Origin of the sequence: Apibacter adventoris, from assembly GCF_002964975.1 — a bacterium.
Taxonomy (GTDB): domain Bacteria; phylum Bacteroidota; class Bacteroidia; order Flavobacteriales; family Weeksellaceae; genus Apibacter; species Apibacter adventoris.
Genome location: NZ_PSZM01000040.1, coordinates 26555 through 39487 on the forward strand (window position 1 = coordinate 26555; position 12933 = coordinate 39487).

Annotated in this window: 14 protein-coding genes and 1 pseudogene; 13 read left to right on the forward strand and 2 right to left on the reverse strand. The window is 30.5% G+C overall.

Annotation, left to right across the window (positions count from 1 at the left end; all coding sequences use genetic code 11):
- Positions 1-10: 10 nt before the first annotated feature.
- Together ric and C4S77_RS06880 are read right to left on the reverse strand one after the other, a co-directional pair.
- Positions 11-736, reverse strand: coding sequence for an iron-sulfur cluster repair di-iron protein (gene ric / locus C4S77_RS06875; protein ID WP_105193953.1), 726 nt, complete (start codon positions 734-736; stop codon positions 11-13).
- A 13-nt stretch (positions 737-749) separates the two neighbouring features.
- Complete coding sequence (locus C4S77_RS06880; protein ID WP_105193954.1) at positions 750-1196, reverse strand: RrF2 family transcriptional regulator; 447 nt, start codon at positions 1194-1196, stop codon at positions 750-752.
- Positions 1197-1559: 363 nt separating this feature from the next.
- Here C4S77_RS06880 and C4S77_RS13545 point away from each other — a divergent pair.
- The 13 genes and pseudogenes from C4S77_RS13545 (at position 1560) to C4S77_RS06945 (ending at position 12933) form a co-directional block, all read left to right on the forward strand.
- Positions 1560-1945 (forward strand): annotated as a pseudogene (locus C4S77_RS13545) (RrF2 family transcriptional regulator).
- An 89-nt stretch (positions 1946-2034) separates the two neighbouring features.
- Positions 2035-3510, forward strand: coding sequence for an MFS transporter (locus C4S77_RS06890; RefSeq protein ID WP_105246941.1), 1476 nt, complete (start codon positions 2035-2037; stop codon positions 3508-3510).
- 40 nt (positions 3511-3550) lie between these two features.
- On the forward strand, positions 3551-4906 hold the full coding sequence (locus C4S77_RS06895) for an MFS transporter (RefSeq protein WP_105246942.1): 1356 nt from the start codon (positions 3551-3553) through the stop codon (positions 4904-4906).
- Between the two features lie 17 nt (positions 4907-4923).
- Positions 4924-5979, forward strand: a complete 1056-nt coding sequence (locus C4S77_RS06900; RefSeq protein WP_105246943.1) for an MFS transporter — start codon at positions 4924-4926, stop codon at positions 5977-5979.
- 23 nt (positions 5980-6002) lie between these two features.
- Positions 6003-8225: a molybdopterin oxidoreductase family protein gene (locus tag C4S77_RS06905; protein WP_105246944.1), complete on the forward strand. Its 2223-nt coding sequence runs from the start codon at positions 6003-6005 to the stop codon at positions 8223-8225.
- A 17-nt stretch (positions 8226-8242) separates the two neighbouring features.
- Entirely contained in the window at positions 8243-8812 is a 570-nt protein-coding gene (locus tag C4S77_RS06910) for a 4Fe-4S dicluster domain-containing protein (protein ID WP_105193960.1), read from the forward strand.
- 23 nt (positions 8813-8835) lie between these two features.
- On the forward strand, positions 8836-9345 hold the full coding sequence (locus C4S77_RS06915) for a QcrA and Rieske domain-containing protein (RefSeq protein WP_105193961.1): 510 nt from the start codon (positions 8836-8838) through the stop codon (positions 9343-9345).
- Between the two features lie 4 nt (positions 9346-9349).
- The gene (locus C4S77_RS06920) at positions 9350-9622 is read left to right on the forward strand and encodes a hypothetical protein (protein ID WP_105246945.1); all 273 of its coding nucleotides are present in this window, start codon (positions 9350-9352) and stop codon (positions 9620-9622) included.
- Positions 9615-10598 (forward strand): GTP 3',8-cyclase MoaA, encoded by a 984-nt coding sequence (gene moaA, locus C4S77_RS06925; protein ID WP_105246946.1) that lies wholly within the window; start codon positions 9615-9617, stop codon positions 10596-10598. The genes C4S77_RS06920 and moaA overlap by 8 nt, the downstream gene beginning before the upstream one ends.
- Positions 10599-10638: 40 nt before the next feature.
- A complete protein-coding gene (locus tag C4S77_RS06930) occupies positions 10639-11826 on the forward strand; it encodes a molybdopterin molybdotransferase MoeA (protein WP_105246947.1) in 1188 nt (395 codons plus the stop codon).
- On the forward strand, positions 11814-12137 hold the full coding sequence (locus C4S77_RS06935; protein WP_181042843.1) for a winged helix-turn-helix domain-containing protein: 324 nt from the start codon (positions 11814-11816) through the stop codon (positions 12135-12137). The genes C4S77_RS06930 and C4S77_RS06935 overlap by 13 nt, the downstream gene beginning before the upstream one ends.
- Positions 12134-12700, forward strand: a complete 567-nt coding sequence (gene mobA / locus C4S77_RS06940; protein ID WP_105246949.1) for a molybdenum cofactor guanylyltransferase — start codon at positions 12134-12136, stop codon at positions 12698-12700. The genes C4S77_RS06935 and mobA overlap by 4 nt, the downstream gene beginning before the upstream one ends.
- Positions 12700-12933: a MoaD/ThiS family protein gene (locus tag C4S77_RS06945; RefSeq protein ID WP_105193966.1), complete on the forward strand. Its 234-nt coding sequence runs from the start codon at positions 12700-12702 to the stop codon at positions 12931-12933. The genes mobA and C4S77_RS06945 overlap by 1 nt, the downstream gene beginning before the upstream one ends.

Genomic DNA, 12933 nt, shown 5'->3' on the forward strand with positions numbered 1-12933 from the left:
AGGTGTATATTTATGATAAATGCATAGATTTTTCCATGATTATAGCTTTAGGAAAAAGAATATTATTTTCCAGATGAATATGTTTATGAAGTTTTTGCTCAAAGTCATCTAGCATTGCAAAAGAAACTTTATAAGTATTGCATGCTTCAGGGGGAGGAGTATATCCTTTAGAAAGTTCAGATATTCTTTTGAATCTTTCTCCTTCCACAGAATGGTCATCCATCATCATTCTTATAGGATTTTCTACACTTCCGAAATGAGCATTTTCTAAAGGAATTTGTGTAATTTGAGCATGTACCATATTTCTTATGAAAGGAAATAATATCATTTCTTCCTTTTGTAAATGATTTAATAAATCATTGGAAGATTTAGAAAACAAATCAAAAATTTCAAATAATTCAGGATGTCTTTCCCCATGAACTTTCTGTACTTTATTTAAAAATTGAGATAATGGTGGAATTTTTTCACGTATGTATCTATGAAATGTTTTTTCAATATAATCTGCTAGTAGATCTAAGGGCCAAGACTGATAATCAATATTTTCATTTTTACTATCAGTAACAATTTCATTTAATTTATTCTTTAATTCATCAATATTAATGGATTTTCTTTCACAAGCCTGTTCTATTGTACGATCACCCTTACAACAAAAATCAATTTTATATTTAGAGAAAACGGCAGCAGTTCTGAAGTCATCTGCAACAATGCTACCAATAGTTCCATCAAAGTTTTTCATACTATTATTTTTTTTAAATTAACTCTTTATATTTTAAAAATGTTATACCCTTATTTATATTCATTGCAAGTTCTTCAACGCTGATTGAAGTAAGCATATCTTTCAGTTGCTTCCTAATAGGTTTAAATTTATTATGTACAGGACAAGGGGAATGTTCAGAACATTTAGGAAGGCCAAGAATACAACCTTCATAAATAGAATCTCCATCTATAGCTTTTACTATATCTAAAAGTTTTATGTTGGAGATATGTTCTTTTTTCACACTAAATCCGCCAGAAGGGCCCTTAGTAGAATTAATTATTTCATGCTTAACAAGTATTTGTAAAATTTTTGCTGTAAATGCTTCTGGTGAATTTATTTGATTAGAAATTTCTTTAATACCAGGTTTGTTTCCCTTGTAGTATTCTGAAATAATAAATAATGTAGCACGTATTCCATATTCGCAACTTTTTGAAAACATATTTATATATATAATTTTTCAAAGTTAGCAAATATTTCTCCAATAAAAGACATAAATATCTTTTATTATTTTTCTTGATTTTTCTTAAAATAAATTTATAAACACATAAAAAATAGTAATATAAAATATATTTATTTTTTTAAATAAAAATAAATATATACTTAAATTTTTATTAAATTAATATTTATAATTTATTTCAAATAATTCTAAATTTGATTGTTATTTAAGATATTAACATGTTTATATCTTTTAATATTTGGAAAATTTTGTATATTTGACAAAAAAATCTAACAAAATTGGATAAATAAGAAATATATATAAAATTAGATGTTTTCAAAAACCAGTGAATATGCAATAAAAATTATGATATACTTAGGGACTCATAAAGAAAACGAAAAATTGCATGGTGTTAGAGAAATATGTGAAATGCTGAAATCTCCCGAAGCATTTACAGCAAAAATTTTACAACAATTAGTAAAGGCTGAATTATTAAGCTCTATGAAAGGTAAAAATGGAGGTTTTAAAATAGAAAAAAAACTAAAGAAATAACAATATTTGATATTGTTAAAGCCATAGACGGAGATAAATCATTCACAAGGTGTATATTAGGCTTAGCAGATTGTTCTGGCGAGAATCCTTGTCCGTTACATCATAAATATTATAAAATTAAAAATGAAATCCAAAAAAATATATTAAATACAAATATTCAGGATTTAAAAGATAATTTAAGACATATTAAAATTCATTAAAAATTGTGAAAATCTAAATATGTTATAATTATTTGTTTAATTAATTAACAATTAAAAAACTATATATAATTATTAAAAGTACATTTTGTATGGCTGCTAATTTATTTCAATCTCACAAAATTTTATTTTTAAATACCTTAGCTTTTACTATTTGTTTTGCCTGTTGGACTCTTAATGGGGTTTTGGTAACTTATTTGGTAGACAAAGGTATTTTTAACTTTACTGTAGTACAAACCGGATGGTTGTTAGGGATTCCTGTTTTAACAGGATCAATTTTAAGACTTCCGATAGGAATTATGACAGACAAATTTGGAGGTAAATATGTTTTTTCAGGGTTACTACTTTTTTGTTCAATACCTTTATTCCTTTTACCTTTTGCACAAACATTTACCACATTTGCCATATTAAGTTTCCTTTTTGGGATCATAGGTACCAGTTTTGCAATCGGGGTAGGATACACTTCAGTTTGGTATCCTAAAGAATGGCAGGGAAGAGCGTTAGGTATTTTTGGAATGGGAAATGCAGGGGCAGCTTTAACTACTTTTTTAGCTCCGACATTATTAAACTATTTTTCTAAAAGTGATCCTGAAAATGGATGGAAAATGCTTCCGGTTACCTATGGAAGTATTTTAGTAATTATTGGGGTTTTGTTTATATTATTTGCTAAAAATAAAAAACCTGCAAGTAGCTCCAAAACTATTGTACAATTATTAACACCTCTAAAAAAAGGTAGAGTATGGCGTTTTGGATTGTATTACTTATTGGTTTTTGGTTTTTTTGTAGCCTACTCTCAATGGTTAGTTCCAAATTTTATGAATGTGTACGGAATAAGTTTGGTAATGGCAGGAATGTTTGCCTCTTTCTTTAGTTTACCCTCAGGCGTTATACGTGCATTTGGAGGGTATCTTTCAGATAAATATGGAGCAAGAAAAGTTATGTATTGGGTTTTAGGATCTTCTATTGTACTGAGTTTTCTGCTTATGTTTCCTAAAATGGATATTTATACAGATGGACCGGGCGTTTTATCTTCTAATACAGGAATAGTTACACAAGCTACAGCTTCACACATATCAGTAGATAAAAGAGAATATTCAGTAAAAGAAAGACATTCACAAAAAGTAAACGAAACAAGTTTTCTGCCAGTTCAAACCTCCTGGCAGGAAGTAGTAGTGAAAGAAAATCAATCCATAAAAAAGAAAGACCTCTTAGCCAAAGGAGTAACTGAAATAAAATTTGGAGCCAACATGTGGGTATATCTTACTTTGGTTATTTTAATCGGAATCTCTTGGGGAATAGGAAAAGCTGCTGTTTACAAACATATTCCCGAGTATTTTCCTAATGAAGTAGGAGTAGTAGGAGGTATGGTTGGACTTATTGGAGGCTTAGGAGGATTTATAGGGCCTATCGTATTTGGGTATTTATTGAATTATACAGGATTATGGACGAGTTCCTGGATGTTTATATTGATCATATCTTTAATTTGTCTTATTTACATGCATCGTGTAATAATAAAGATGTTACGTGAGAAAATGCCTGAAATATCCAGAGATATTGAAAAAAAATAAATCGAAAAAATAAAATTAATTAAATATAAAGATTATAATTATGGCTACATGGCTTAAAGAATGGAAACCGGAAGATGCTAATTTTTGGGAATCTACAGGAAAAAAAATTGCCTGGAGAACACTTACAATAACTACCATTTCATTAACACTGTCTTTTATAGTTTGGTATTTGATGAGCGGAATAGTAACTAAACTTCCTGGAGTAGGATTTAATTTCTCAGAAAAGGAATTGTTTTGGTTAGCATCCCTTCCAGGCTTAGCAGCAGGAACTTTAAGAATAATACATACCTTTTTAATTCCTATTTATGGTACAAGACATACCATAACTATATCAACACTTATAAAATTAATACCGGTTGTAGGAATTGTGTTGGCAGTAATGAATCCCAACACACCCTTTTGGGTATTTGCCATTTTAGCCTTTACTACAGGCTTTGGTGGAGGTGATTTTTCTTCCTTTATGCCTTCAACCAATATGTTTTTTCCAGCCCGATTAAAAGGAACCGCATTAGGTGTTCAGGCTGGTATAGGAAACTTTGGTGTAAGTATAGTACAGTTTTTAACTCCTGCATTATTAGGTATAGCCATTGTAGGAGCTCCGCAAATATTAAAAACTGTAGATCCTGTATCTCATGAAGTAATAACTAAACCTCTTTATTTACAAAGCCCTGTAATAATTTATATTCCAATATTAATTATTATGACCCTTGTTTGTTGGTTTGGATTAAAAAGTATTCCGTTAAAATCTTCTTTTAAAGAACAATTAGAAATTTTTAAAATTAAACATACCTGGTTTTGTACCATTACTTATTTTATGACATTTGGTACTTTTTCAGGATTATCAGCAGCCTTTCCTTTAATGATTAAGTCATTATATGGAGATTTTCCCGGAGCACCAGATCCTTTACAATATGCATTTTATGGACCTTTAATTGGTTCTGCTAGTAGAGTGTTGTTTGGATTCGTTGCCGATAAAGTAGGAGGAGCACTTTTAACCACTATTACTGGAATTGGATTTATTGGTTGTATTATAGTTATGATTTCAATGGGGTTAGTAGCTCCAACATCAATTGATCAATTTCCTTATTTTCTTATTACTATGTTATTAATTTTCTTTTTTTCAGGAATAGGAAATGCAGGAACATTTAGACAATATCCGATTATATTTAAAGATAATCCTGTGCATGCAGCTGGTGTAATAGGCTGGACAGCTGCTATAGCTGCATATGGACCATTTATTTTTTCAATAATCATTGGAGCTGTTTTACATTCTTCCAAAGAATTAGGTATGAAAAATGCAAATAGCTTTTTTTGGGGATTATTGATCTTTTCTGTTGCTGCTACAATTATTAATTGGTATTACTATCAAAGAAAAGGAGCTGAAAGACCTAGTTAACACTAACAGATTAAATTATGTTTAAATTATTTCAGAATCTGAATAAAGATGCTTTACTAAAAGCGATTATAGTTTGTATTATTGCTATTATTTTGGTGATTGTAGGTTCAAGAGATTTACAGAATTTTGATGCAGCATTAATAGCTTATCTTTTTGGAACTATTTTTTCCATATTCGGAGTTACGTATAGATATTCCATTTGGTTACAAAGACCACCCACTAAAATGTATTGGAAACGTTCTTGGCAATTTTTATTTAGTAAACATTTTCTTGAATATACAGGAAAAGGTATAAGCCTTTTTTTCCAAAATATATTATTTCAAAAATTTATCTATCCAAGAGGAAAAATCCGTTGGATTGGTCATTTTTTGTTAGCTACCGGATGTATGATCGCATTTTGTATAACCATACCTTTAACTTTTGGTTGGATACATTTTACTTTAGAATCTGGTACTCTTACAACTTATGAAGCACATATGTTTGGTTTTAAAGTTTTAAATTTTGAATTAGGGTCAATTATAGCTTTCATAACATTCCATGCCTTAGTATGGTGTTCTATATTAGTAATTTTAGGTTCCATAATGATGATGAAACGTAGAATGACTAACGGTGGGCTAATTTCTACTCAGACATTTGAAGGAGACTGGCTTCCATTAATTCTTCTTATAGCTATATCAGTAACCGGGATTGGAATATCTTTCGATTATACATATTTAGAAGGAAAAACTAATCAATTTATGTCTGTTGCCCATGCAATTACTGTTATATTATTCTTAGTGTGGATTCCGTTCGGAAAATTTTTTCACATTTTTCAAAGACCTGCACAGTTAGGAGCTAATATCTATAAAACCGTAGGAATAAAAAATGGAATGGCAGTATGTCCACACACAGGAGAAGAGTTTGCTACTAAAATGCATATAGAAGATTTAAAAACTGTAACAAATGAATTAGGGTTTGATTTTACTATGGATAATGGTGAAAGTCATTTAGACTACAGCCCTGAAGGAAAAAGATCAGCATTAGCCCAAGCACATTTAAAAGCAAGAGAAGAATCAGGAAGTTTTTTTGGTTAAAAAAATAAAAAGGAAAATAAGTAATGGCTAAATTACCAGTACAAGACAATATAATTATAGAAAAATTTGGACCTCACAAACAATATACTCCAAAAAATGGTTTTAAAGGGGTATCAGAGCCAGATAAATTAGTGAAGACCCATTGTTGTTTTTGTGGAATGCAGTGCGGTATTCAGCTGAAAGTAAAAGATAATAAAGTAGTAGGTTTTGAACCTTGGAAAGAATTCCCTTTCAATCAAGGAAGACTTTGTCCAAAAGGAGTTCAAAGATATTTACAAAATAATCATCCTGATCGGTTACTTTCTCCACTAAAAAGAGTAGAAGGAGTAGGATTTGAACCTATTAATTGGGAAGAAGCTATAGATACCACAGTGTCACAAATTCAGAAAATCCAAGAAAAATACGGAAGAGATGCTATGGCTATGTTATCAGGAGTCTCCCTTACCAATGAAAAAAGTTATATGATAGGTAAGTTTGCCAGAGTAGCGTTAAAAACTAAAAATTTGGATTATAACGGACGTTTATGTATGGTAAGTGCCGGTACAGGGAATAAAAAAGCGTTTGGATTAGATCGAGCTTCCAATAACTGGTCTGATTTAAAACATGCAGAAGTAATTATTGTTACAGGAGCCAATGTAAGTGAAACATTTCCTACTTTAACTTATCCGATTTGGGAAGCAAGAGATAACGGAGCTAAGTTGATTGTTATAGATCCTAGAATAATTCCATTGGCAAGGACTGCAGATTTACATTTAGATTTACGCCCCGGTACAGATTCTGCCTTATATGGAGCTATGTTAAAAGTTTTATTTGATAATAATTGGGTAGATAAAGAATTTATAGAAAAATATACTTCGGGTTATGAAGAAACATTAGCTTCTGTTCAAGATCATACGTTAGAATGGGCTGAGAAAATAACAGGAGTTTCAGCAGAGAAAATATACAAGGCTGCAGAAATATGGGGAAAAGCTAAAACTAGTTTTTTATTACATGCAAGAGGAATTGAGCACCACACAAAAGGAGTAGATAACGTAGTAGGATGTATAAATTTAGTATTAGCTACCGGAAGAATAGGAAAGCCCTATTGCGGATATGCTACAATTACCGGTCAAGGTAATGGACAGGGAGGAAGAGAACATGGGCATAAATGCGATCAATTACCGGGAAACAGAGACATAGAAAATCCTGAACATCGTAAATATATATCAGCAGTTTGGGGAATAGAGGAAAAAGATTTACCAGGAAAAGGATATAGTGCTTGGGAAATTATTGAAGCTATACATAGAGGAGAAATTAAAGGACTTATATCTATTTGCTTTAATCCGTTAGTGTCACTTCCCAATAATAATTATGTACGTTCAGCTCTTGAAAAATTAGAATTTTATGTAGCTATAGATTTCTTTTTAAGTGAAACCGGAAGACATGCAGATATAATTTTAGCAGGATCTCTACAAGAAGAAGAAGAAGGAACGGTTACAACAGCAGAAGGTAGAGTTGTTCGTATCAATCAGGCTATAAATCCTCCGGGAAAAGCAAGGAAAGATAGTGAAATAATTAAAGAAATTGCAAGTCGTTTAGGAGCCGGAGATAAATTTAATTTTACAACAGCTGAAGATATATTTAATGAATTAAGAGTAGCATCTAAAGGCGGAACAGCAGATTATTATGGAATTACTTATGAAAAGATAGAAAAAAATATGGGTGTATTTTGGCCTTGTCCAACATTAGACCATCCCGGAACACCAAGACTTTGGGAAAATTATAAATTTAAAACACCCGATGGAAAAGCTCACTTTAATCCTGCTCCCTATAAAGATCCTTCAGAAGTAACTGATGAGGAATATCCGGTTACACTGACTACTGGAAGAGTAGTTTCACAATATTTGAGTGGATCACAAACCCGTAGAATAGGTAAATTAGTAGATCAATATCCAGAACCTTTATTAGAAATTCATCCAGAACTGGCAAATAAATATGGAATTATAGATCGGGATTTAATTAAAGTAGTAACTCGCAGAGGTGAAGCTATTTTTCCGGCAAATGTTGTGGAAACTATAAGAAAAGATACTGTATTTATACCTTATCATTGGGGAGGAATTCATTCTGCTAATATATTAACCATTAGTAGCTTAGATCCTATGTCTAAAATTCCAGAGTTCAAAGTATGTGCCTGTAAATTAATAAATACAGGTGAAAAAGCCTCGAAATCAGATAAATCCAATGCATTTCAAAGTTTTGATGAATAACTAAAGAAGAAAAGATTATGACAATTACAGAATATAATAAAAATATGGGTTTTTTTGTGGATATGCAAAGATGTATTGGTTGCCATGCATGTGAAATGGCTTGTGCGGAATGTGAAACAAATGGACAGGAGAGTATGATCCATATTCATTATGTTGACAGAAAACACACAATACAAACTACCGTACAGGTATGTATGCATTGTGAGGATCCTGTCTGTGCTAATGTTTGTCCGGCAGATGCCATAACTAAAGATAACTTAGGGGTTGTCCATTCAGCAAATACAGCACGTTGTATAGGTTGCTCCAATTGTGTAATGGCATGTCCATTTGGAGTACCTAATAAAAAAGAAGAAGCAGAATTAATGATGAAGTGCAATATGTGTTATGATCGAACCAGTGCAGGTTTAAAACCAATGTGTGCCACAGTTTGTCCAAGTGGAGCCTTATTTTACGGTACATTAGAAGAAATAGAAGAAAAACGTCCACATAGTACCCCTGTAAATAAGTTTATTTTTGGAAAACAAGAAGTTATAACAAAAGTAAATGTTATGATGCCTAAAGGGAGTAAAGAATTAAAAGTTCATTAATTAACATAAAAGACTATACAGAAATGTCACATAACAAAGAAAAAGAAACCCCGTTTTGGAAATCAGATTTTCCTATAAAACAAGAGGAATCTACTCATGTTTCCAGACGCGAGTTTGCTAAATTTTTATGCCTTTTGTCTGGAAGTTTAGCAGTAGGAAATGGAATGATAGCAGCCAAATCTCTTTTATTTTCAAAAGATAAAAAATATCAGGAACACTTAATTTGTTCAACTTCTGAAATACCTATTGGGGAAATGAAATCATTTGTAATTAATGATAATCATAAAGTGCCCTATATATTAATACATTTAGGAGAAGATAAATGGCGCTGCTTTGAACAGAAATGTACACATCTTTCCTGTGCAGTTTTGTATAAACATGAAATAAACAAAATAGTGTGTCCTTGTCATAAAGGTTTTTTTGATCCAGAAACAGGAGAAGTATTACAGGGGCCTCCACCAAGACCTTTACCCCAACTATCTGTAGTTATTAGAGATGGAAATGTTTATGTAACAGAAAAAGAAAAGAAATAAAATTATGAGTAATTTTCGAGAAGCACAAAATACAGCACATCCCAGTAAAACTAATACATTAATGTCAGCTATTATAATAATACTTATTTTAATTCTGAGTATACAAATATGGCTAATGTATGGTGCATTGAACAATGCCTTGGCTGATAATCAGCCTTTTGCATGGGCTACTTTTGGAGGATCTTTATTTCTTTTTATTTCAGCATTGTTTTTATTAAAATATTTGCCAGATGCTCGTAAAAGCGAAGCTAAAGATTCCGAAAATAAATATGAATAATTTACAGGATACATATAATAGAATTCATAACTATTTAAGAATATCTCTTACGGATAGCTGTAATTTTCGTTGCTTATATTGTATGCCCGAAGAAAATATGCAATGTCTTTCCCAAAAAGATTTGATGCATCCTCAAGAAATATTTACCATAGCACAGACCTTTGTAGATTATAATGTCAATAAAATTCGTCTTACCGGAGGAGAACCTTTGGTAAGACATGATTTTTCAGAAATAGTACAATGTCTAGCACAATTGCCTGTAAAACTAACTTTGACAACCAATGGAGTATTGATTCATAAATATGTAGATTTATTTAAAAATGTAGGTATTAAGTCTATAAATATTAGTATTGATAGTTTAAATGAAAGTACATTTAAATCAATTACTAAAAGAAATGCATTATCGCAAGTATGGAAAAATATACATCTTTTAGTAAAAGAAAATTTTCACGTAAAACTTAATGTTGTAGCAATGAGAGGAATTAACGAACATGAAATTACAGATTTCGTGAATTTAACCTATAGTTTGCCTTTACAAGTTCGGTTCATAGAATTTATGCCTTTTAGCGGAAATCGGTGGGAAAAAAATAGGGTATTAACCACCACTGAAATGTTACATAATATAGAAAAACATTTTTCTATTGTTAAATTACAAGATTCTATACACAATACTGCAAAAAAATATCAGGTATTAGGTTCTAAAGGCACCTTTGCTTTTATTACAACTATGAGTCAACCTTTTTGTTCAGGTTGTAACCGCATGCGAATAACGGCAGATGGTAAAATGAAAAATTGTCTTTTCGGAAAAGAAGAATTTGATATTTTAGGAGAATTACGAGCAGGTAGAAATATAAAACCTGTCATAGAGAATTGTGTATATAAGAAACATAAAAAAATGGGGAGACAATTTCAAAATTTCAAAAATTTAAATCCTAATCATTTAGAGAATAGAAGTATGATAAAGATAGGCGGATAATTTTTTTATAACCGTTATGCTAAAAAAAACCTATTGGAATATGAACTTTATAACAGTAAAGAAAGCTAAAGAAATAATAGAAAAGGAAATTTTTAAAACTGTAGAAAATAAAATTTCACTTAAAGATTCCTTACATTATTATACAGCACAAAATATATATGCTCCCTTAGATGTTCCAAATTTTGATAATTCAGCTATGGATGGGTATGCCTTTTCTTATAAAGATTATGAAGAATGTAAAAAAATAAAAGTATCATATACTATTCAGGCTGGCGATAGTAATATACCGAGTTTACGTTCGGGGGAAGCGGTCCGTATTTTTACAGGAGCTCCCATTCCTCATGGAGCAGATACAGTAATAATGCAGGAAAAAATATCTTTAAAAAATGATTATCTTATTTTTAATGATTCACAAATTAAAAAAGGACAAAACATACGTTTACGTGGTTCTCAATCAAAAAAAGGAGATCTATTGATTTCTTCAAATACAAAAATTACAGCTGGAGTTTTAGGTTTTTTAGCAGGGTTTGGTTTTACTCATTTATATGTTAATACTTATCCGAAAATAGGAATAATAGTAACTGGTAATGAATTAACAGAAGTAGGTAACCCCTTAGAATTTGGTCAAATTTATGAAACTAATTCATGGGCATTACAAGCAGCTTTACAAGAATTAAACATACTCCCGACAATTTTAATAAAAGTAAAAGACAATAATGAATTGACCTTACAAGCCATAAAAAAAGCGTGGGAAAAAGCAGATATTCTACTTATTACAGGAGGGATATCTGTAGGAGATTATGATTTTGTACAAGAGGCATTAGAAAATTTAGGTACTAAAAAACTCTTTTATAAAATTCAGCAAAAACCAGGGAAACCTATGTATTTTGGTAAAAAAGAAAATCAGTTTGTTTTTGCACTTCCCGGAAATCCGGCATCTGTTCTGACTTGTTTTTATCAATATGTACAACCATTTATAGAAGGGATAAAAGGCAGAAAAAATTTTTATGAAGAAAAATATTTAGGGGCTTTGTCTTCAGATTTTGAAAAAAACAACAACTTAACTTTATTTTTAAAAGCATATGAAAAAGATGGGAATGTGAAAATTTTATCAGCTCAAGAATCTTATAAATTGGATAGTTTTTCTAAATCAAATTGTATAGCAGAAATAGATGGAGGACCTAGAATCTTGAAACAAGGAGAAAAAATATCATTATGGAAAATCTGAAAATAGAAGGTTTTATATGGATAGAAAGCTCAGAAGGGCTGAAGATAGGAAAAGGAAGAGCTATGTTATTAGAATATATTGAAAAAAGCGGCTCTATAGCTGAAGCAGCAAGACAAATAAAGATTCCATATCGAAAAGCTTGGAATATGATAAAAGAAATGAATAAAAATAATTCTGAAGCTTTAGTAATTAAAACAATTGGAGGAAAGGATGGAGGAAGTTCTGAATTAACTAAAGAAGGGAAACGGTTACTTTTAGAATATAAAAGGCTAAGTAATAAATTTATCCAATTTAAAAAAGAGCAGATATGATTGGGGATGCATATATATTAGCAGGTGGGAAAAGTTCCCGAATGGGAGAAGATAAAGGATTAAAATTACTTAATGGATTTCCTATTATACAATATGAAATAAATGTATTAACTACTTGCTTTTCTGAAGTAAAAATTAATACACAAAATTTAGAATATAAGAAATTTAATTTAGAAATAGTTCCCGATATTGTTTCTAATGCAGGTCCCATAGGAGGAATTTATGCCTCACTTAAAAACTCTGGAAAGGATATATTTGTTATAGCTTGCGATATGCCTTTTATTACAAAAGAAGCAATTACTTATCTCATAAAAAACCATACAGAAGCTTCTACTACTGTAGCTGGATATAACAAAAAAATACAACCTTTATTTGGAATATACAGCCAGCAAATACTTCCTTTATTAGAAGAAAAAATTAATAAAAAAAATTTTAAAATGAGAGAACTTATACAGGATATCCAAGGAGAAATTATAGAAATGAATCCTGTGTTTTCCTCAAAAGTATTTGTAAATATTAACAATCTGGAAGATTTTACTCAAATAGAAACAAAAAAGATATAATGAAGAAAATTAAAATTTTTGGAAATTTAACAGATGTTTTCAAGACAAACGAATATGTATTTAAAGAAGAGATAAATACAGTTTCCGAATTAAAAGAAAAATTAGTTATACAATTTCCAGAATTAGCCTCTAGTAAATTTTTAATAGTGGTTAATAATGAATATATAAATGATAAAAAAATTATAGAATCAGATGCAGAAATAGCTTTACTTCCCCCTTATTCGGGAGGATAA